18 protein-coding genes are annotated in these 21,874 nt (G+C 65.3%); 14 read left to right on the forward strand and 4 right to left on the reverse strand.

Features of this window, described 5'->3' with window-relative positions; all coding sequences use genetic code 11:
* Positions 1-34: 34 nt before the first annotated feature.
* The 5 genes from D3260_RS02610 (at position 35) to D3260_RS02630 (ending at position 6,119) form a co-directional block, all read left to right on the forward strand.
* Positions 35-1,234 (forward strand): hypothetical protein, encoded by a 1,200-nt coding sequence (locus D3260_RS02610; RefSeq protein WP_120097008.1) that lies wholly within the window; start codon positions 35-37, stop codon positions 1,232-1,234.
* Positions 1,231-2,214, forward strand: a complete 984-nt coding sequence (locus tag D3260_RS02615) for a glycosyltransferase family 2 protein (protein ID WP_120097009.1) — start codon at positions 1,231-1,233, stop codon at positions 2,212-2,214. The genes D3260_RS02610 and D3260_RS02615 overlap by 4 nt, the downstream gene beginning before the upstream one ends.
* The gene (locus D3260_RS02620; RefSeq protein ID WP_120097010.1) at positions 2,211-3,365 is read left to right on the forward strand and encodes a glycosyltransferase; all 1,155 of its coding nucleotides are present in this window, start codon (positions 2,211-2,213) and stop codon (positions 3,363-3,365) included. Before D3260_RS02615 ends, D3260_RS02620 begins: the two co-directional genes overlap by 4 nt.
* A gap of 442 nt (positions 3,366-3,807) precedes the next feature.
* The gene (locus D3260_RS02625) at positions 3,808-5,070 is read left to right on the forward strand and encodes a glycosyltransferase (protein WP_158583358.1); all 1,263 of its coding nucleotides are present in this window, start codon (positions 3,808-3,810) and stop codon (positions 5,068-5,070) included.
* Positions 5,067-6,119, forward strand: coding sequence for a glycosyltransferase family 2 protein (locus tag D3260_RS02630; RefSeq protein ID WP_120097012.1), 1,053 nt, complete (start codon positions 5,067-5,069; stop codon positions 6,117-6,119). Before D3260_RS02625 ends, D3260_RS02630 begins: the two co-directional genes overlap by 4 nt.
* Before the next feature lie 7 nt (positions 6,120-6,126).
* On the opposite strand, the gene D3260_RS02635 is transcribed toward D3260_RS02630, so the two are convergent.
* Positions 6,127-7,308, reverse strand: coding sequence for a glycosyltransferase (locus D3260_RS02635; protein ID WP_120097013.1), 1,182 nt, complete (start codon positions 7,306-7,308; stop codon positions 6,127-6,129).
* Positions 7,309-7,503: 195 nt separating this feature from the next.
* Between D3260_RS02635 and D3260_RS02640 the strand changes: the two genes are divergently transcribed.
* The gene (locus D3260_RS02640; protein WP_120097014.1) at positions 7,504-8,622 is read left to right on the forward strand and encodes a glycosyltransferase family 1 protein; all 1,119 of its coding nucleotides are present in this window, start codon (positions 7,504-7,506) and stop codon (positions 8,620-8,622) included.
* Positions 8,623-8,625: 3 nt separating this feature from the next.
* Here D3260_RS02640 and D3260_RS02645 read toward each other — a convergent pair whose 3' ends face one another.
* Positions 8,626-9,318, reverse strand: coding sequence for a class I SAM-dependent methyltransferase (locus D3260_RS02645; RefSeq protein WP_120097015.1), 693 nt, complete (start codon positions 9,316-9,318; stop codon positions 8,626-8,628).
* A 91-nt stretch (positions 9,319-9,409) separates the two neighbouring features.
* Positions 9,410-10,258: a polysaccharide deacetylase family protein gene (locus D3260_RS02650; protein WP_158583359.1), complete on the reverse strand. Its 849-nt coding sequence runs from the start codon at positions 10,256-10,258 to the stop codon at positions 9,410-9,412.
* 130 nt (positions 10,259-10,388) lie between these two features.
* On the opposite strand from D3260_RS02650, the gene glnE reads away from it, so the two are divergent.
* From glnE to D3260_RS02685, 7 genes are all read left to right on the forward strand, one after another.
* Complete coding sequence (gene glnE, locus D3260_RS02655) at positions 10,389-13,187, forward strand: bifunctional [glutamate--ammonia ligase]-adenylyl-L-tyrosine phosphorylase/[glutamate--ammonia-ligase] adenylyltransferase (RefSeq protein ID WP_120097017.1); 2,799 nt, start codon at positions 10,389-10,391, stop codon at positions 13,185-13,187.
* Entirely contained in the window at positions 13,180-14,238 is a 1,059-nt protein-coding gene (locus tag D3260_RS02660; protein ID WP_120097018.1) for a glycosyltransferase family 4 protein, read from the forward strand. Before glnE ends, D3260_RS02660 begins: the two co-directional genes overlap by 8 nt.
* A gap of 26 nt (positions 14,239-14,264) precedes the next feature.
* Entirely contained in the window at positions 14,265-15,209 is a 945-nt protein-coding gene (gene rfaD, locus D3260_RS02665) for an ADP-glyceromanno-heptose 6-epimerase (RefSeq protein WP_120097019.1), read from the forward strand.
* 7 nt (positions 15,210-15,216) lie between these two features.
* Positions 15,217-16,437, forward strand: a complete 1,221-nt coding sequence (locus D3260_RS02670; RefSeq protein ID WP_158583360.1) for a glycosyltransferase — start codon at positions 15,217-15,219, stop codon at positions 16,435-16,437.
* Complete coding sequence (locus D3260_RS02675; protein ID WP_120097021.1) at positions 16,434-17,681, forward strand: glycosyltransferase; 1,248 nt, start codon at positions 16,434-16,436, stop codon at positions 17,679-17,681. Before D3260_RS02670 ends, D3260_RS02675 begins: the two co-directional genes overlap by 4 nt.
* Complete coding sequence (locus D3260_RS02680) at positions 17,678-18,823, forward strand: glycosyltransferase family 4 protein (protein ID WP_120097022.1); 1,146 nt, start codon at positions 17,678-17,680, stop codon at positions 18,821-18,823. The genes D3260_RS02675 and D3260_RS02680 overlap by 4 nt, the downstream gene beginning before the upstream one ends.
* Before the next feature lie 141 nt (positions 18,824-18,964).
* Entirely contained in the window at positions 18,965-19,936 is a 972-nt protein-coding gene (locus D3260_RS02685; protein ID WP_120097023.1) for a hypothetical protein, read from the forward strand.
* 23 nt (positions 19,937-19,959) lie between these two features.
* Here the strand turns inward: D3260_RS02685 and D3260_RS02690 are convergent, their stop codons facing one another.
* The gene (locus tag D3260_RS02690; RefSeq protein ID WP_158583361.1) at positions 19,960-20,922 is read right to left on the reverse strand and encodes a glycosyltransferase family 2 protein; all 963 of its coding nucleotides are present in this window, start codon (positions 20,920-20,922) and stop codon (positions 19,960-19,962) included.
* 99 nt (positions 20,923-21,021) lie between these two features.
* On the opposite strand from D3260_RS02690, the gene D3260_RS02695 reads away from it, so the two are divergent.
* A complete protein-coding gene (locus D3260_RS02695) occupies positions 21,022-21,873 on the forward strand; it encodes a hypothetical protein (protein WP_158583362.1) in 852 nt (283 codons plus the stop codon).
* Position 21,874 lies beyond the last annotated feature (1 nt).

Raw genomic sequence — 21,874 nt, forward strand, 5'->3', positions numbered from 1 at the left:
CCGGCATTCATCAGGGATATCACAAGGCTCGGCCATGCAGCACTGGCAGGTCAGGCAGCTGACTCGCGGCACGGGTAACTGCGTTTATCATGCGCACAGTTATTACGACATTCCCGTGTTCGATCCGAGCAGCCGGTTCGTGGCGACACACCGCATGGGGTTTGCCGATCGGCCGATCGAGGCCGAGGACACGGTCGAGATCGGCGTGGTCGAGGTGGCGACGGGGCATTGGCAATCGATCGGCCGGAGTTCGGCCTGGAGTTGGCAGCAGGGCCCGATGGCGCAGTGGCTGGGCGGATCGGCCACGCAGCTGTGCTGGAACGATCGGGACGATGACGATCGTTTCGTGACGCGCCTGTGGGACATGGCCGACGGTCGAAGGCGCACGCTCGCACGATCGAGCTATGCGGTGGATCCGCACGGGGGATTCACCCTCGGTATCAATATGGCACGGCTGGACACGCTGCGACCGGGCTATGGCTATGCCGGCGGACGTGGTGCGCGCCTCGACGCGCCGGCACCGGATGATGATGGCGTCTGGTGCCAGAGCATTGCGACCGGCGAGTCGCGTCTCGTGCTGAGCATCGCGCGCGCCCGCGCACACTTGATGGAGCAGCTGGATGGGGCCGACGGATTCGATGCGCTTCGGAATTATTTCGATCGCGCCTCGGACCCGATCTTCTGGTTCAACCACGTCAAGATCGCGCCGTCCGGGCAGCGGTTCACGGTCAAGCTGCGGTTCCGAACGCGCGACGGCGGCTGGTCGGACGAGCAGGGCATCAGCCTGACCTGCAACCTCGACGGCACGGCGTTGGCCGTTCTGGCCACGGCGCCCTCGCACGTGATCTGGTATGACGATCAGCGGCTGTTTCTCTGGCAGCGCGATGCTTTCTATTTCTTCCACGACGGCGTCGACGGCGGCGCGCGCGGACAGGCTATTGCGCCTGATGTCGTAACGCAGAACGCGCATATCCGTTATCTGCCCGGCCGGCCGGATGTGTTCGTGGCCGACACGCCGTATCGCGAAGAGATCAGGCTGTTTGTGCATGACGAATCCAGTGGCCGGACGCGCGATCTGGCGACATTCGCGCATCATCGGCCGGCGCGAAGCCCCTTTCGCTGCGATCTGCATCCCTGCCCAAGTCCGGATGGTCGCCATATCGCGGTGACATCCCTCCAGGACGGGGGGCGACAGCTGTATGTGTTGAGCTGCGCGGAGCCGGCCTCGTCATGACATCGCCCGGACGAATCGAGTCGGCCCGACTTCATCTGATCAGCTGTGTCGGCGTTGATCACGACCTGGCGCTGCTCGAGCGTTTCATCGCGCACTACCTCGAGCTCGGCGTGCCGGCCTGCAATTGTCATCTCATACTCAACGCGTCTCGCCTCGATGATCCCAAGCTGGTTGAGGCGAAACGCCAGCTTGCCGCTTGGGACATCACGCCGACCGAGCAGTGGATCGCCCCCTACACGAGTGCTGACATGTGGCAGCGCCGGCGTGATGTCCAGCGGCGATGCGTGCCGGCCGATGACTGGCTGATCAGTGCGGACGTCGACGAATTCCATGAATATCCGACGGATCTCGGCCGTTTCCTCGCGTTCTGCGAAGCCAACCGAATCAACTGCGTTGACGGTGTTTTCGTCGACCGGCTCGCCGCCGACGGCACCATGGCCGAAGTCGATGCGACCACGCCGTTGGCCGGGCTGTTTCCCGAGCAGCGGATACTTCAGGGCTCGGTGTTCGGGTTTGGCCCGTCACACGATGTGTACGGCAGCATCAAGATGATGGCGGTCCGGGGCCGATGGTTGCTCGGCCGTGGTGGTCATGCGCCGATCGCGGGCGAGACCGGGCACAAATTCCTTTACGGCCGGCATATCGGGGCATTCGATAACAGCGCCGATCCGGCATTCCGGGCACGTTTCCCGACGCGCGTGCACCATTTCAAGTGGACGAGCACGCTGGCCGATGGCCTGAGCCGGCGTGTGAGCACCGCGGGGGCGAGCCTTGCCGGCCAGGAATACGGCCGCCAGATCCTGTCTCATCTGGAGCGCGGCTCGGGCCGGATCGCGTTGTCGCGGGCGCCGCGTGTCCGCGATGTTCCGAAGCGCGGCGGTATCGGCATGCTCGTGACGCGATGGATCCGGCGCCGCGAGAAGCTCCGACGCAAGATGCGTAAGCGGATCGCGGGTCTGACCGGCGGACAGGCTTCGTGAAGCGCAGCCCGGCGCCAATCACCGCCGACAAAGTGCTCCGGCGTGCCGCGGCTCTGCATCTGGCGCCGACGCACGGCGAGGCGGTCGGCGAGGATCGGCAGGCATTGAAGACACGACCGTTGGTCAGTGTGCTGATGACCGTGTACAACGCCGGCGATTTCCTCGAGCCGGCCATCGAGAGCGTTCTGGGTCAGACCTGGACGTATCTGGAGCTGGTCATCGTCGACGATGGCTCGACCGATGGCAGCCTGGAAAGAATTCGTCACGCCGGCTGGCGCGACGCGCGTGTTCGCGTCATCGAAAATGAACACAATCTCGGACAACCCGCCAGTCGTAACAAGGGTATTCAGGCGCTACGGGGTGATTTCCTCGCGTTCATGGATGCCGACGATCTATCGCATCCCGAGCGCTTGTCGCGTCAGGTCGCGTTTCTCGAGGCTCATTCGCAGATCGATCTGGTGGGAACCTGCTGGTCACCGATCGATGTCGACGGGCAGTTGTTGCCGCGCAAGACGCGCCAACGCCAGCGATTCACCTCCCACCAGATCGCTGCTCGTCTACTGTTCTATTGTCCGATTCATCATCCGACCATGATGATCCGGGCGCGGGTAGCCAAGGATCTCCATTACGACACGGCATTTCCGGTCGCCCAGGATCACGACCTGTGGGTGCGTCTGATGCCGAACTATCGTTTCGCCGTGCTGCCGGAGTGCCTGTTCTACTATCGTCAGCACGACCACCAGGCGATTTCGGATGGCAACCGCATGATGGCCGGACGGCGGCGTATCTTCGAAAAACAACTCGCCGAACTCGACATCGATTTCGACGCGCAGGACTCCTACCGCCATTTTCATCTGTTCCATTTCCGGGGGCGCAATCTGTTTCGCGCGCAGTGTGCGGAGCCGCTGGATGTCGATTTCGTCCGTTGGGCGGGCCAATGGATGGCGCGGCTCGCCGCGGCGAACCGTCACAAGCGTCTCTATCCCGAGCCGGCATTCTCGCGATTTCTGGGCGCGCGATGGCTCTTTGTCTGTCGCAAGGCGTCCGCCGAATCCGATGCGCCCCTGCGTATCTGGGCCATTTTCCTGCGGTCGTCGCTGACACGGGCCGTCGCCCGAGCCCTGCTGGCACGCGAACTCGATCCGTTCTAAGGGTGGGGTTGATATGTCGCCCGGGCGCCGTGTCGGCGTCCACGGATCGCCTCCTGCGAGGTGCTCGCGGTCGATTTTCATGGGTCGCCTTCCCGTTTGGGCGAAGCGTGCTGACATAAGCGAATAAGACAGCGATCCCGTGTCCCGCGAGGTGAGCGTATAACCACGCGCCAAGCGTGCGATGCCCTGTCTGGCCGCCGACCGCCCATGCCAGGAAGGACTTGGCGCGGACTCGTACGACACGCCAAAAGGCGCGAAGCACGGCTTATCGGCCGTCGCACCCGGGCGCGGCCAGTCGATAGCCGTTGTTCCGACGCGGCATGCCGCGCGCTGTCACCGCGATAGGCGCGGGTTGGCGGGCCGGATCACACCGGCCGGTGCCGCAGGTATGATCACGTACCCAAACACAACCGACCGCCGGCCAGTGGCCAAACGCAACGCCTTGGACGATAAACCCGACGCCGAGTCCAGACGCATCGTCTTCTGTCTGCCGGCCCTGGCACAGGGCGGTATGGAACGTGCGACGCTGATGCTTGCCGAGGCGCTGTGTGAGCACGGCTGCGCGGTCGATATCCTCTTGGAACGGCGCGTTGGCGGTTATCTCGCGGACGTTGCGCCTGCTGTCGGCCTGCACGCACTGCACAAGGGCGCCAAGTGGGCGGCGTATGCGGCCCTCATTCGGGCCTGGCCACGTTTCGGGACGAGTCAATGGCTGCGCTGGCTCGTCGGTCGGCGCCATTATCTGCCGATTCGACGGCTGCCCTCACTGGCGGCTTATCTGAAGCGGACACGGCCCGACGTGATGTTTGTCTCGCACGGCCGGATGCCGATTCTGGCGATTCTGGCGGTGCGCATGGCCGGACTTTCCACGCGTATCGTCATCATCGAGCACAGCACGCTGTCGCGCTGGCTCGAGGTCTTTACCGATCAGCCTGAAAAGCACGACAAATGGCGATATCGCGTCGAACTGGCCCGTCGTTTCTATCCATTCGCGGACCGTATCGTGGGCGTATCGCATGGCGTGACCGAGGATCTGACCCGGTTGCTCGGCCTGGCGCCATCGAAGACCGGCACAATCTACAACCCGGTGCGTCTGCCGGAGCCGACGAGCCTGCGGCCACCGGCGCATCCCTGGTTCGATACCCCGCGCGCATGCCCGTTGATCGTTGCCGTCGGGCGTCTGGTCTCGGAAAAGGACTTCGCGCTGTTGATCGATGCCTTTGCCGAGCTGCGCCGGCATCAGGCGGCTCGCCTGATGATCATCGGGGAAGGGGAAGAGCGCGCGTCGCTGGAAGCACGGATCGCCGCGCTTGGCCTGTCGGCCGACGTGGTGCTGCCGGGCTGGTGGGCAGATGCGCAGGCGGCCATGGCGCATTCGGATCTGTTCGTGCTGTCGTCGAGGTTCGAAGGCCTGGGACTGGTGCTGATCGAGGCGATGGCCGTCGGTTGCCCGGTCGTGTCCGTGGATTGTCCGAGTGGGCCGCGCGAGATTCTCGATAACGGTCGATACGGGACGCTGGTGCCGATGGCCGAGCCGGTCGCCCTGTCGCGTGCCATGACGGCCATGCTGGCCGCACCGACGTCGGCCGATACGCTGCGCGCGCGTGCCGCCCAGTTCTCGACCGCCAATGCGGTCCACGAGTACATGCGCCTGATCGCATCGGTTACCGCCGACGGGCAGGCCGGAGAGGAAACCCTGACATGACATCGAGCCGCCCACGAGTGACGGTTTTCATCCCGGCCTACAATGCCCAGACCTATATCGCAGAGGCGATGCAGAGCGTCCTCGATCAGGCGTTTGCCGATGTCGAGCTGCTGGTGATCGATGATTGTTCGACCGACGAAACCTGGACGATCTGTCAGCGATTCGCCTCGGATCCCCGGGTTCGGCTCGAGCGCATGCCGCGCAACAGATCCCGGCCCGTCGTTCGCAATCGCGGCCTGGCACTGGCGCGAGGCGACTATCTGGCACTGCTGGATGCCGACGATCGATGTCTGCCCGGGCGGCTGGCGCAGCAGGTTGCCTATCTGGATCGATATCCGGATATCGATGTGCTGGCGACGCGCTGGCAGGGCATGGATGCCCGCGGCAGGCCGCTCAAGGCCAACCAGAACGTCGGTCGGCTGTCGCCGGATACCGTGAAGTGCTACCTGCTGTTCCGCGGCATCATCCATAACCCGACGGTCATGGTCCGGCGCGAGGCCATCGCCGCCTACGCCTACGATCCGGCGTTCGCGGTGGCCGAGGACTACGATCTCTGGGCGCGCATGATCCCGCATCATCGTTTTGCCATGCTGGCCGATCGACTGACCGCCTATCGCATCTACGCCGAGCAGGCCTCGAGCGCTCGCGCCGCGGAAAGCCGGGCACGGCGCTGCGATATACAGGCCCGTGAACTGGCCGCGCTCGGCCTGACGTTCACCAACGACGACGTCCGGCGACACAATCTGCTCTATACCGGCAACCGATTGTTCCAGCGTGTGTTCGAGCGCCCGATGGACGCTCGGGATGCGCGCTGGGCCGCGGACTGGGTGACACGCATCATCGCGGCCAATGCCGAATCGGGGCGGTTTCCGGAGCCGGCACTGAGCCGGCTTTGTGCGCGATTACTGGCCAACGTCTGTCGCAAGGCACGTCCGAGGGGCGGGATCGGCGTCTGGCGGGCGCTGTATCAGGCCGGCCTCGGGGGCGCACTGGCAGCATCGCTCGTTGCCGACTGGAAACAGGCGTTGGTGCGTTCGCCCGGGCGTTGATCGTTGCTCAGGCGGCGAGTGTGGCCAGCTGGTGCGCGAGCCGGGCGGTGTAGGTGTCGATGGAAACGCCGTTCGTGGTCGCAAGACGACGCGCCGAGGCCGCTGCGCGGGCATGCGCTGCCGGGTCGTCGTACCAGCGGGCCAGCGCGTGTGCGATATCCGCCGGGAAGCAGGCTTTCGGTTCGGTCAGCCGATCGTTGTCGGGATCGTAGCAAACCGGCGGTAAATCCATCGTGGCGGTCGCGTAGTCCGCGGCGTAGGCGGCTCGCGACATGCGGGGCACCACGAGCTGGCCGGCGGGTTCGTTGCCGAACCATTCCGGCATGCCGTCGACATGGGTCGCCACGACCGGGCAGCCCGCGCTGCTGGCCTCGCGCAGTACCAGGCTGCCGGCGTCGTGCAGTGCCGGATGCACCAGGCAATGGATGCGGCGATAGAAGGCATGCATATCCCGGATTCGTCCGAGCCAGCTGACCCGCTCGGCCACCGCCAGACGTGCCGTGCGTTCGCGAAGATGGGCGGTCGCCGGTCCTTCGCCGGCGATTATCAGGCGGCAGTCCCGTCCCTGGGCGACGAGAACGGCGAGTGCTTCGATCGCCAGGATGACACCCTTGATATCGGTCAGGCGGGCGGCCACGCCGAATACGAATGGTGCGTCGCCGCGCCAGGTCAGGGCGTGCGTCTGCGACGCGATGATCGGGTCCGGATTGGGGCAGATCGCGATTGGCCCGGTGTAGTCCCAGTGCAGCCGAAGCATGCGGGCGCTCGCGTGCGAGCAGGCGATGGCATGTGCGCACCACTGTTGCATCTGTGCCCATTCCGGCGGCCGGTACCACGCCAGGCCGTGGTCGTAATAACCGGTGGGCGTGGCGCGACAGGCATCGCGGGTGTAGCGATCGGGCAGCCGGTTCCAGAGCACGGCCGGCCCGTGACGACGGATCAGACGGGCTGCGCGGGACTGGCGCAGTGTCTTTGGCCGTTCCGGTAGACGAAACGGGCCCGCATGGGCGAGAACGCGACAGGCAACATTGTTGTCCTGCAACGCCGTCATGAACGGTCCTGCCGGCCCACGGTTGACGGCGAGAACCGAATCGCCCCGATTTGTCTTCGGGCCTGTCGGCGTCGCGAGATAGGCAAGCAGCAAGCGCTCCATGCCGCCCACCGCTGCGGCTTCGATCAGATGCAGCATATCGGCCTGTCGTCTGTCGCCCGGCGCAAGGCAATGACTCTACACGATCGACGGCCGTCGGCCCGATCGGCAGGTCTCCGGGCGTCGGTCATCGGCCAAGTCCCGTTCAGCTTGCCTGCGGACACCGCGGTAGTATGCGCCTCGCCGAGGACGGGGTGGTGACGCACGCGTTGTTCTGAGGAGGCAGTATCAAACATGCTGATAGTGCGGGATGCGCCGATCACGACGGTCGGCTCGGGTGGTTATCTGCGGAGTCTGCAGATTGCGGAACTACTGGCATTGCACGGATATGCGACCGTCGATCTCCTGCCGGGCACGCTCAAACCGCGGGATCGTCTTGAACGACAACATCGCAAGCGACGGATGAAAATGCTCGCTCGACATGCCTCGCCGCACGAGCAGGGTGATCGCATGCAGCGCAAGCGCACGGCCATGCAGTACGAAAATACCGCTGCGCTGATCGACAGCCTGCCGAACGTGGATCTGTTCGTCTGGGAACGCACGACGCGTCACGGCAGTCTGGCCGCCGCCCGGGCACGGGCGATTCCCACCGTCGCGTTCTGTCATAACCTGGAATCGCTGGTTCCGGACGAGCAGCTCTCGTATGCCCCGCAGGGCGATCCGCATGCCCGTTTCGCGGCCGAGTGCGAAAAACTGGCCGCGGCCGACGCCCGTGTCGTCATCTCATCGCGCGATCAGTGGCTGCTCGGGTTGTTCGGCATCGAAAGCCATCATCTGCCGTATTTCCCGCCAGCCGCGCGTAGTCGCTGGCTGGCCACCATCCGCGCCGAGCGTGCCCCCGAAGCCGCGCCGCGCCGTCTGCTGCTCATGGGCTCGGCCTTCTACGGCCCGAACCACGACGGTATGCGGCGCATGCTCGGCCTGCTGTCTTCACTGCCGGCGGTCGGTGGTTCGCTTGTCATTGACGTCGCGGGCTTCGGCTCGGAACGGTTGCGCGATGCCTGCAACGGTCCCGGCGTCTGTTTCCACGGCGCCGTGTCCGATACCGACCTGGCAACGCTGATGCGTGGTGCCTCGGCGGCGATCATCTTTCAACACAGCGGCAGCGGCGTTTTGACCCGGATCACCGATTATCTGCTGGCCGGTCTGCCGGTACTGGCCAATCCGGTTGCCGCCCGTGACCACGAGCACGAGCCGGATGTGCACATATTTCGTGACGATACGGAACTGGCGGGGCTCGTCGCCGAGTGGCCGTTCGCACATCGGGCCCGAGCGCCGCGCGATCCAGCGAGAGCCAGCGCCCGTGTCGGCGAATGGCTCGCCGGTCTGGTCGGGCCACGACGCGCCGGATAAGGCTCAGGTGGCGCGGCGTTGCCAGACACGGGTATGAAGCTCGGCCTTGAAGTCCGGTTCTTCGTTGTCGAGTTCCAGATCGCGTGAGAGATAGATCAGTTCCAGATCGCGGCGCTGCATTGCCTGGTTGGCGCCGCTGTCGAAGAAATTGGAACTGGCGATCAGGTATCGCGTGTCCGGTTGTCGCGCCAACCCTTCGAAGTGTCGAACCAGTCGCGACAGCGCCTTGGGGCGCTTGCGCTTTTTCAGGTCCTTGAACACGTAATTGATGCTGTTGAAGAAACAGATACAGAGGCGATCGATATCGAGATCGGGAAACGTATGGTTTATCAGATCGTGCTCGTTGATCTCGGTATTCATGCCGAACTGATGATCGAAGATATCCGCCCCGAAACGACGTCGGGCGGCTTCGTGCGCGGTATCGAAATCCACGGCCAATGACTTGATGTGCGGGTGTCGATCCTTGACCGCCCGTGTGAACGTGCCGATGCCCGAGCCGTAGTCGACGATCCAGTCGATCTCCTCCCAACGGATGTATTTGTCGAGGCGCGCCACGACGTCGAGATAAGAGTGATGATTGATTGACGAGCCCAGACCCCAGGGGTCGTCGACCAGTTCGTAGAGCTGGCGACATTCATCGCGCGTGATATCGCGATTGTTGCGATAGGCATCCAGGATCTGGTCGGGGTTGCGCATCGAGTCAAACGGTTTCGGTCGGCAGCCGTATTCTACGGCAACGATCGGTGATTCCGGTTCCTCCCGTCTTCGGCCCCGGCGGGCACCCCGTTTACAACACAGCGGCCTGATTGCCGTGACGCGCCCGGCGGCGTGTCAGTCGCGTGGCGGCCGAGCGCAGATCGATACGCGGTCGATCCAGCCGGCCAATCAGCCCGACTCGGGCCCGCCAATCGGGCGCATTCATCGTGTACCCGGCGGAATAACCGGCCTGTCGTGCTGCCTGGCGAACGCGGGCATCGGTATGACCGTAGGGATAGGCCACCTGCGCGATCGGCCGTGCCAGCCAGTCGGCGAGACGGGTCCGGGCCGTGGCCAGTTCCGAGACCAGATCGGCATCGGCAAGGCGTCTCAGATCGGGGTGGCTGTGTGTGTGGGCGCCGATGGTGATCAATGGATGGGCGGCCAGCCGCGTGAGCGCATCACGGTTCAGGTAGCGCCGGGTGAGCTCGGCCGTGGTCGTGCCGCTGGCCTCCAGCAGCCGGGTCTGTTCGCGTAGTCGTTCGGCGATGGACAGACCGGCCAACCGGTCGAGCGTGTCACGCTGGTATTGGCCCGGCTCGTCATGCGCAGGTCTTTCGAAACGCCATGCGCCCGATTCGATGACTGCCTCGACGACGGCCTCCATCGGCGCCGCGCTGTCATCGATGAAACCGGTGGTGACGAAGACGGTCGCCGAGCGTTCGTGGCGCTCGAGAATGGGCAGAGCGGTCTCCAGGTTGTCCAGATAGCCGTCGTCGAAGGTCAGATGACAGCGCCCCGCGAGCCGCGACAGCAGGTCGTCCAGCATGTCGGGGGCGACCCGAGTATGGCGCTCGGCCGACCAGGGGGAGGCAGCATCCGGATCGGCGATACCGTGGCCGCAGAAGACCGTGTCTCGCGGATAACGTTTGAATCCCATAGGGTGTCGGTTTCGTGGGCCGCGACGCGGCGGCATCCGGCAAGGCTATCATGAGCCATGGCGCATCGAATCCGGCCGGGCGATGGGACGGCAGTGCCGTCGGTATGGCCGGGTTTGTCGAGGGCTTTGAATGACACAAGACAACAACACCGACCGCGCCCGATCCGAGGTCATCGACGAGGCCAGTCGTTTCGTCGCGCAGTGGCGTTCGCGTCATCCCGATCGGGCGGCAGCGCTCGTCTCGCAGGGCCGACTCGACAGCACCGGCACGGCCATGCCCGAGCCGGCGCCAACGGTCGTCGAAGGCGAGGATCTATCGGCGGCACTGCGGGCCTATCGCGATGAGTCGCTCGTCGTCATCGCCTGGCGCGATCTCGGCGGGCTGGATGACCTGGAGGCCACGCTGGCCGCGCTGTCGTGTCTGGCCGATCGCTGCATCGAGGCCGGCCTTCGGGCCGCCGAGCAGGCGGTTGCCGCCCGCTACAAGCCGCCGCGGGATGACGGCGGCGAGCCGGCGCGGCTGGCGGTGATCGGGATGGGCAAGCTCGGTGGCTGCGAGCTGAATTTTTCCTCCGATGTCGATCTGGTCTTTGCCTACGACGAGAGCGCCACGCTGCCGGCCGATGCCGATATCGACGTGGCCGGCTATTTCCGCAAGGTCGCCCAGCGGCTCGTTCGCATGCTGTCGGAGAACACCGCGGAGGGCTTCGTCTATCGCGTGGATACGCGGCTTCGGCCGTTCGGCGATGCCGGCGCTCTGGTGGCCAGCCTGCCGGCGATGGAATCGTACTACCAGAATCACGGCCGGGAATGGGAGCGCTATGCCTGGGTCAAGGCACGGCCGGTCGCTGGCGACAAGGCGGCCGGCAACGCGTTGATCCGCATGCTGCGACCGTTCGTCTATCGGCGCTACCTGGACTACGGCACCTTCGAATCGATCCGCGACATGAAACGTCTGATCGATACCCAGGTGCGTCGTACCGATGCCGCCAACGACATCAAGCGCGGGATCGGCGGCATCCGCGAGATCGAATTCGTGGCCCAGGCATTTCAGCTGATTCGGGGCGGCCAGGAACCGGACCTGCAGGATGCGCGTCTGCGTCCGACGCTGGCGCGCCTGGCCGATGCCGGCCATCTGGCCGCCGAGACGGCGTCCCAGCTCGATGCGGACTATGTCTATCTACGCCGGCTCGAGAATCGACTGCAGATGGTCGCCGACCAGCAGACACACGAATTGCCGAGCGATTCGGCCGACCGGGATGTCATCGCCCGGGCCATGGGGTTTGCCGATCTCGCGGCCTTCGATACCGAGACCGAGACGGTGCGCCATCGGGTGCATGAGGCTTTCGATCGGATCTTCATCGAGTCGACGGCGCCGACACCCGCCGCCGATGAGGCGCTCGATGCGCTCTGGGCGGGGCAGCTCGAGCGCGGTGCGGCCGAGACGCTGTTGACTGGTTACGGCGTCGATGCACCCGGCGTGGTCCTGGACGCGCTGGACGGTCTGCACGATCAGCGTCTCTATCGGATGCTCGGTGACCGCGGCCGGCGCTGGATCGCCCGGCTCGTGCCGCTGATCATCGCCGCTGCCGGCCGGACCAACGAGGCGACCGGGGCCATCACGCGTACGCTGCGCGTGGTCTCCGAAATCGTTGGGCGCAGCAACTATATCGCGCTGTTGGTCGAACACCCGGCAGCACTCGCCACGCTCATGCGTCTGTGCGCGGCCAGCAGCTGGATCACGAGCCGGATTGCCGAGCAGCCGGCGCTGCTGGATACGCTGCTCGACGCACGCCAGCTCTACCGACCTGCCTCGCGGGCCGAGCTGGCGGCCACGCTGGATGCCGATCGCGCTGCCATCGACGAGACGGATCTCGAAGGCCAGATGAACGCACTGCGACGTTTCCAGCAGAGCGCGACATTGCGGATCGCCGCTGCCGACGTCACTGATGCCATGCCGTTGATGATCGTCTCCGACAGGCTCACCGAGGTCGCCGAAGTCGTGCTGGGCGCGGCGCTGTCCATGGCCTGGCAACAGATGACGATGCGCTTCGGCGTCCCGGTCGATGCGGCCGGTCGCGAATCGGCGTTCGCGATCGTGGCCTATGGCAAGCTCGGCGGGCTGGAACTCGGCTATGCCTCGGACCTGGATCTGGTCTTCGTCTATGACGGGCCGAACGAGGGCCAGACGGTCGACGGTCCGCGATCGTTGACCAATCAGGTGTTCTTCACACGCCTGGCCCAGCGCCTCATTCATATTCTGTCGACCCAGACCATCGCCGGCCGAGCCTATGAAATCGATATGCGCCTGCGGCCGTCCGGCAACGCCGGGCTCATGGTCACGCACGTCGAGGCGTTTGCGACCTATCAGTTCGAAAAAGCCTGGACGTGGGAGCATCAGGCGCTGGTACGGGCCCGCTATGTCGCTGGCGCGCCCGGGCTCGGCGCACGTTTCGACGAGATCCGCCGCACGGTGCTGGCACGCGAGCGCGATCTCGGCGCGCTGGCCGGCGACGTGGCAGCGATGCGTGACCGCATGCGACGCGTCAAGGACGAGTCCAGCGCGCAGGCATTCGATATCAAGCAGATGCCCGGCGGGCTGATCGATATCGAATTCATGGCTCAGTACGCGGCCCTGGCCTACAGTCATCGTCATGCCGAGATTTCCCGTTTCACCGATGCGATCCGGATTCTCGAGAGCGTCGAATCGGCCGGCCTCGCGGATCGCGCCGACATCAAGGTTCTGACCGATGCCTATCGCCACGATCGTCGCTTCGCGCATGCTGCGGCACTGCGCGAAGAACGGGCAATGATGTCGCGCGAGGCCCAGGCCGCGGATCGCGACCGGATTGCCGCGTTATGGCAGGCATGGATCGGTGATATCGCCGCAACGCCGTCCGAGGCGGGTACGGAGACTCCGGGTGGCTGATCTGACCCACGTCAATCTCGCGCGTGGTTTCCGCGGGGGCGAACGCCAGACGGCGCTGCTCATCCGCGCCCTGGCTGAACGCGGTATGCGCCAGCGGGTGATCGGGCGACGCGGCGAGCCGCTGCTGGCACGGCTGGCCGATGTGCCGAACCTGGAACGCATCGCGATCCGCAAGCCTTTCATCCTCTCGATCCATCATCTGCGCGCCGGGCTCACCCATGCCCACGACGGCAAGGGGGCGCATTTCGCGCATGCGGCCTACCATGTCTTCGGCACGCGTTATGTCGTCACCCGACGGGTCGACAACGTGCCCAGCAATTCCCCGAGCACCCGGGCGCTGTTCGCCCGCGCGGCTCGGGTGGTCGTATTGTCCGATGCGATCGGTCGGGTGCTTGCGGCCCGCTATCCGGGGCTCGTCACGCAACGTATTCCCAGTGCGGCGGCCGATCTGGCGATCGACACGCAAAAGGCGTCCGCGCTGCGCGCGCGTTTCGGCGGGCGATGCGTTGTCGGCCAGGTCGGTGCACTCGACGACAGTCAGAAAGGCCAGTTCGACACGCTGGCCGCGGCCCGTACGCTGCTTGCCGAGGCCGACGACTGGCGTTTCGTGTTCGTCGGCAGCGGACGCGACGAGCAAGCGCTTGCAGACAAGGCGCGCGCGATGCCGCAGGTTTCGTTCGCCGGTCAGGTCGATAATGTCGGCGATTATCTGGCTGCGCTCGATATCTTCGTTTTTCCATCGCGTCACGAAGGGCTCGGGTCGACGCTGCTGGATGCCATGGTCGCAGGGCGGCCGATCGTCGCCACTGCGGTCGACGGCATTCCCGAGCTGATCGAAGACGGGGTCAACGGCCTGCTCGTGCCACCGGACGATCCGGCCGCGCTGGCCGCGGCGCTGCGCCGTCTGCGCAACGACCCGGCACTGGCCGCGCGTCTGGCGAGTGCCGGACGCGAGCGTGTGGCTCGTTATACTGTGGCCGCCATGGCCGAGCGTTATCGCGCGCTCTATGCCGAGCTCGGCGTGGCTGCAACCGCGGAAACCGACGCATAAGCCTTCGACAACGAAAAGGGCAGGGCATGATCATCGTCACCGGCGCCGCCGGCTTCATCGGCAGCAATCTCGTGGCCGGACTCAACGCGCGCGGCATCACCGACATCATGGCGGTCGACGATTTCGCCGACGGCCACAAGTGCATCAATCTGGCCGATCTGGATTTCTTCGATTATCTCGAATACGACGATCTCGCCGCGCGCATGGACGCGGGCGAATACTTCGGCGATATCGATGCCATCTTCCATCAGGGCGCCTGCTCGGACACCACCGAATGGGATGGCCGTTATGTCATGGCACGCAACTTCACCTACTCGAAATGTCTGCACCGCTGGGCGGGTGTCCACGGCGTGCCGTTCATCTACGCATCCTCGGCCTCGGTCTACGGTATGGGCCCGCAGTTCATCGAGTCGCGGTCGGCCGAGCGGCCGTTGAACATGTACGCCTTTTCCAAGTTCGCCTTCGACCAGTACGTGCGTGCCCGCCCGAGCTCGTCCCCGGTTGCCGGGCTGCGATATTTCAACGTCTATGGCCCGCGCGAAGGGCACAAGGGGAAAATGGCGAGCGTGGCGCGTCATTTTTCCGCCCAGATCGCCGAGACCGGCGAGTGTCGCCTGTTTCGCGGCTCGCACGGCTACGGCGACGGCGAACAGCGACGGGATTTCATCCATGTCGACGACGTCGTGGCCGTCAATCTCTGGCTTTTGGACAATCCGCACGTCTCGGGAGTGTTCAACTGCGGCACCGGGCGCTCGCAGACCTTCAACGAGGTCGCCGATGCGGTCATCGCCTGGCATGGCCGGGGCGAAAAACGCTATATCGATTTTCCGGATTCGCTGGTCGGGGCCTATCAGAGCTATACCGAGGCCGACATGGGCGCACTGCGAGCGGCCGGCTACGACCGCGCGTTCATGGATGTTCAGACCGGCGTGCCACGTTATCTCGACTGGCTCGCCAGGCAGGCCGGATGAGCGGGCCATGAATCGGCCGATCCGGATCGCGCACTACGTCAGCCTGTCGGGATTCGGCGGCGTCGAACAACAGTTCTCGGCGTTCGCTGTGCGGGCAGCCAGACGTGCCGGCGTATCGCAGACCGCGGTTGCCTGCAGCCGTGAGATTCACCCGCATCACGCCGAGGCGTTGTCGCAGCTCGATGACTGGGCGTTCGAGAAGAAATGGCGGGGCTGGACGATCCCGAAACGCCCCCGGGCCTGGCGGCGCCGCTGGGCCCGGCATCTGGTGGGCACACAGCAGCCCGACGTGGCGCTGCTCTGGAACCGACTGGGCCAGCAGGCCAGGGCGATCGAGCTGATCGGGGCGCGGCGCGCGCTCTACTGGGAACACGGTTCGGCCTGGCTGTTCGGCGAGGACGAGGCCAAGCGTGCGGCATTGGCCCGCATGCCCGCCGTGATCGCCAACTCGGTCGCCGCGCGTCGCATGCTCCAGCTGCGCTGGGACTACGATGGCCCGGTGCGCGTCATTCCCAACGGCGTGCGGGCGCCGGTGGCTAACACGTCGCGTACGTTGTTGTCGGACCGGCCGATCCGGCTCGGTGTGGCCGGCCGACTGATTCCGATCAAGGGCGTGGTACTGGCGCTCCACACGCTGGCTAGACTGACCGAGCAGGGTGTGTCGGCCACGCTGTCGATCGCCGGCGACGGCCCCCTTCGAGCCCGGCTTGCCGCGCAGGCAGAACAGCTGGGCGTTCAGACGCGCGTGCACTTTGCCGGCGTCGTTGACGACATGCCGGGCTTTTTCGCCGGTATCGATCTGCTCATACATCCGGCGCTGCGCGAACCCTTCGGTATGGTCGCGGCCGAAGCCCAGGCCGCTGGCGTGCCCGTGGTCTGCAGTGCGGTCGACGGCCTGCCCGAAGTGGTCGCCGACGATGTGTCTGGCCTCTGTGTCCCGCCGGTCTCGGATCTGACTCGCCATCGCGCGCTCGGCGGCGACAACGACGGGCTGCCGCCGGTGGTCTATCAGCCGACCACCGATCGGGTTGCTGCCCCTCTGATCTGCGAGCCGGCCGATTTGGCCGGTGCCGTGGCCGCGCTGGCTGGCGATCCGACCCGCTATCATGCGATGAGCGAGGCGGCTCTGGCGCGCATGCGGGCCGGTTTCGGTTTCGAGACCCATGTCGAAGGCGTGCTTGCCGCGGCCCGGGAATATGCCGAGACCGGCACCTTGAACGTCTCATGACGCGATCGGGCTCGACGCTGCTGCACTATGTCAGCCTCGACGGCGCTGGTGGGGTAGAGCTTCAGTTCGCCGATTTCGTCGACCGCGCGGCGACAGTCGAGGGCACCCGCTCGGCGGTCGTGGCCTGTGGGCGCCGCGTTCATCCATTGGTAGGCGCGCGGCTGCCGCGTGATACCGCCATCGTGCGCGAGAAATACGCTGCCGGCCTCAAGCTGCCGCGCTGGCCGGCCGGGCTGCGGCGCGGATTGCAGTATCGGCACGTCCGGCGCTTCGCCCCTGAGGCGGTGGTCATCTGGAACCGGTTGCGCGACAGTTTGAACACGCTGGCCGCGGTCGGGCCCGAGCGCTGTGTCTACTGGGAACGGGGGGCGGCCTGGTTCGCGGACGAGACGCCGGCCAAACGCGCGTTTCTGGCCGGGGTGCAGGCTATCCTGTGCAACAGTCGCGCCGCGCAACGCATGCTCGAGTTGCGTTGGGATTATCGTGGCCAGGCTTGTGTGGTACCCAACGCTCTGCGGCCGGCGATTGCTGCGCACGGGGCGAGTGCACCGCGGCCCGCCCCCGTGCCCGGCGCTGTGTGGCAACTCGGCGTAGTGGCTCGTCTGGCATCGATCAAGGGCGTGGCGATCGCGATCCATGCGCTGGCGATATTGCGTGATCACGGGCACCACGCCCGGCTGGCAATCGCCGGCGACGGCCCCGAGCGATCGCGGCTGACCGCGCTCGTGACGCGTCTCGGTCTGGACGAGGCCGTGACCTTCCATGGCCTGGTTTCCGACATGGGCGCGTTCTATCACGATATCGATCTACTCGTGCATCCGGCACTGCGCGAACCGTTCGGCCAGATTGGGCTTGAGGCGGCGGCGCACGGCGTACCGGCCGTCGTGGCGGCCGTCGACGGGCTGGTGGAGGTCGTCGAAGATGGGACCACCGGACTGTGTTTGACACCGAGTGAACCGATCACGACTTATCGCCAGCTTGCCGGCGGGGCATCCGATCTGCCGCCCCTGGTCTACGATCCGATCGACGACACGCTGGCTGAGCCCCGGGCGGTCGCCCCGGATGCACTGGCCGCTGCCGTGGCGCGCCTGCTGACCGACGATGCGCGATATGCGGCGTTCAGTGCCGCGGGGCTGGCACGCGTCGCGCGCGATTTCGATTTCGACCGGCATGTAAACCGCGCGCTGACGGCCATCGAGGGGTTCACTGCCCGAGGCCGGCTCGCCTGGGAGGAGACCTCATGAGCCAACCGCGTATGGCCATCGTGTTTCGCGGGATCGGTGATATCGGTGGAACGAACAACACCATTGCCGATCATGCCCGGGCTTTCGTTCGGGCCGGTTATGCGGTCGATCTGATCGGCGAGAAAGTTGGCCGCGGTGGGGTCACGCCTGATATGGGGCGGCCGGTTCGTATCGCGCGGCTGCCGCTTTTGAAAAAACAGCGCTGGCGCTGGTTCGCCGACCGTGCGGATGCGCATATCGCCAGCCGAAACTACGATTTCGTGGCCGGCCATGGCCACAATCGGAAACAGACCGTGCTTTCGATGCACAACTGCCTGCATCTCGCACACGAAGCGGTGCATGAAGAAACGCTTGATGCGCGCGGCGGTCTCGCCGAGATTCACGATGCCATCTTCGCGGCAGGCGAGTTCGCGGCCTGTATCTGCAATTCGCGACTGATGCAGACCGATCTGACCATGCGCTACGGGGTCGATCCGGCGCGGTTGCCGATCATTCATCCCGGTTATCGGCCCGCACAGTTCAATCGCGCAGACCGTGCGCGCTACCGCGAGGCGACCCGGGCGGCTTTGGGCTGTACCGAGACGCTGTTGCTGGGCCTGGTTACCTCGGGCGACTTCGCCAAGCGCGGACTCGATATGCTGTTGGCCGCCTATGCAAAGTTGCCGTCGGCCACACGCGAGGCCACGCGCGTGCTCGTTCTGGGCAAGCAGGGCGGCGCGGCGCGTTTCAACCGACAGGCCGAAGCGCTGGGTATCGCCGATCGGCTGATCTTTGTCGGTGCCACGACAACGCCCGAACGTTATTTTCATGCCTTGGATATCTGTGTGCATCCGGCGCGTGTCGAGGAATTCGGTCAGGTCGTGCAGGAGGCCATGGCCTGTGGGGTGCCGGTCGTGGCTACCCGTGCGGTGGGCGCGATGGAACGCCTGCCGCCCGATTATGTCCAGGCCCTGCCGGATCGCCCGAGCGTGGACGGTCTCGCCGCGCAGCTGGCGGACATGATTGCCTCAGCCGAGCGTCGTACGGCCTGGGCCGAAGCCGGCCATGCGGCCGTGGTAGCCAATACCGATGCCGAGAACTTCCGGGCCACCCGGGCGCTGTATCGACAATACGGTCTGCCGGTGCTGCCGCCGGTTGCCTGACGCCTGTGGCGTTCGGCGGCTTGTCGCCACGCGAGTCGGCGACGATAATGCGTTCCATCAAGGTGCTCCGGCCCCGGCGTGACGACACGGGTGCCGGGGCGATTCGTCCCGGCGGCCCGGCCGCCCGCTTTCGAGCCCGCCATGACCGACGCGCGTGCCGCGACCCGTCTCCGGGTCTATGTCTTTTCCTACAATCGTCCCGATTTTCTGGAAAATATCGTGCGCTCGGTCACGACGCTGATTCCCGAGGCCACGCTCACGATCATCGACGATGACAGCGAGGATCGTAAGACGCGCCGGCTGCTGGCCGGATATGCCGACCGATACGCGATCATGCGGCCGTCCACCCATGCCAGCGACCAGACTTACAAGACCGGCGGGCTGTACGCCAACAAGACGCTCGCGCTGGAAGACGCGATCGCGCACGACGCCGACTACATGCTCTACATGCATGATGATCAGCAGATCGTGCGCGCTGTCGACGTACAGGACATGGACCGCTTCGATACGTTCTTTGCTGCCAACCCCGACGTTCTCGAACTCCAGCCATGTTTCTTCAAGCATGATCTGCGCGAGGCCGATGCGCACTACACGCGGCTCGATGCCAGCGGGATGGCGTATTTTCGTGACAACGAGAACGCGCGTGGCCACAAGCATTTCGCCGGCTCGGGCCTGTTTCATGTAGCGCGGACGAAGCAGACCATCGGCGTCTTCGGGCTGGGCGAGAAGATCAACGAGGCGTTTCTGGCCGAGCGTGGCATTTACATGGGCTTCTATGCCTGGCCGTTCATGGCCTGGCTGCCGTTTCCCATTTCCTATCGCGGCAAGAAGCGCAGCCTGGCCCATCGGGCAATGGAATGGCTGGGCGGCGGCGGTTTCCATCCGATCGATACCGTCGAAGGAGACAAACGCGAGCGCCTGATGACGCGGGATCTGGCCGAGCGTCCGGTCGCCGAGGACTGGCTGATCGCACCGACGGCGCCGAAGGCCGAAAAATGGTCGACGATGGGTGGTTTTTACAATGCCAGTGCACGCCGTGGCTTTCGCAAGGCACTGGCGCGTCTGATCTGGAAGCAGGTCAACAAGGCCAACCGACGCGAGCGGACTGGCTAAGTCCAGGCGGCGTATCGTGTCCTTCAGTCGATCGGCGTGCGCCGGCGGCGACGCCGCTCATCGAGCTCGCCGGCGCGCAGGGCATATTTCACGCCGTAGCGGACACGGCGTTTCGTATTACGTGTGAGTCGCGCGATGCCGTAACGCAGGGCGGCTCGTGCTGTCGCCAGCCACAGCCGCAGCGGCGCCCCAGCCACGAACAGGCGACGTGGCTTCTTGCGACTCGGCAGATAGACCTGGCCGCGACCCTTGTTGCGAGCGCGCCGCACGAGCCAGGCCTCGTGGATCTGTTCGTCGCGGACGACGTGCTCAACCCGAGCCTCGGGCACGTAGATATAGCGATGGCCGTCGGCGGCGAGCGTGCGCAGGAACCCGGCTTCGCCGCCCATGGCGTAAGCATTGCCCTGGGGGCCCAGATGCTCGGGAAAACGATGGTCGGTCATGGCCGAACGTCGCACGGCGAAACTCGGTCCATAAGGATGCCGGGATACCGGGCCTTCGGCGCTTGCCGGCTCATAGCGGGCGAAGGCGGTGGTGCCGAACTCGAACGCAGGCGAGGCCAGCCAATCGGGCGTGCCGATCGGGAATCGCGGTACGACGCGCGCCCCGAAGATCGCATCCGAGGGCCAGCGTCGACTCGCCGCCAGATAAGCATGCAGACAATCGGGGGCCGGGATCACGTCGTCGTCGGTGAAGACCACGAGATCGCCGCCTACGTGCGCCAAGGCAACGTTCAGAGCGCGATTTTTGCCCGGTTCGCCCACATGGAGCGATATCAGTGGCAGGTCGTTACCGGCCGCGGTGAGTACCTCGGCTGTTGCATCGGTACTGCCATTGTCCGCGACAACCAGCTCCCATTCGAGGTCGGACGACGACACGGCCCGGTAGGCCGCCAGCGTCTCGCGTAGCTGGACAGCGCGATCGCGGGTCGCGAATACAACGCTGATGGCCGGTCGGCGGGGAGCTCGGTCGGCGGGGTCGGACATCGCGAAACGCCAGGACGGACGGTCGACAGAGTGTACCATCGGGCCTGCGTTGCTCGATTTCTGGCCCGGGCACGCTTTCGGTTCACACGCATTGACGGCATGGCAAATCACCACAACGACCTCGTCGACCTGAAAACGCTGCCCCAGCCGCGTGGCTGGATGAAAAGACTGCGTCATCACCGACGCGACCTGCAGTGGCGACGCCGCTTCAGCCCGCCGATACCGGGCAGCCTGGACCACGGCGTGGCCGATCCGCGGTGTCCGGATTTCGCGATCGGCGCCATCGCGGTGTCGCGCAAGTACGCGGACTGGTGCCTGACAATGCTCCAGACCCTGCGTGATCGCGGCAGTTATCAGGGGCCGGTGTATGTGGTGACCGATCACCCGGCGATGTTCGCCGATCTGGCCAACGTTTTCTGTATCGAGGTGCCGTACAGCCGCGTGCGTTTGCTCTCTAAGAGCCTGAAACCGATGCTCTTTGAGTGGTTGCCGCAGAGATATGTGGCATATGTCGATGCCGATGTGATCGTGACCGGTCCGATTGCCGACTGGTATGACAACGCCCTTCAACGCCTTGACGAAGTGGACAGCCCGCTACTGACCTACAAAGCGAATAATCCGGTGGCGGATTCGTTCCACGGCGGTCTGTTGTTCGCCGAGCGCGAAGCGGCACTGCCGTTCCTGCGCCGCTGGCTGGCGATGCTGCGCAGCGGGCGCTATCTCTCCGATCAAGTCGCGCTGCGTCGCGTCGCGACCGACACGACGCCGGCCTACTATGCCGATGCCGGTTTCAGCTATCTGTATCGTGTGCTCGACGGCGAACGCGACGTGCCGCCGACGTTTGTCCATATCACCGACCGCATGATCAAGGATCACCCGCCCCAGGCGTTGCGTACGTATCTGAGCGAGTCGCTTGGCGTGGCGCGTCTTCCGGACCACTTCGGTTCATAAG

The sequence above is a fragment of the Salinisphaera sp. Q1T1-3 genome (assembly GCF_003602005.1).
Taxonomy (GTDB): Bacteria; Pseudomonadota; Gammaproteobacteria; order Nevskiales; family Salinisphaeraceae; genus Salinisphaera.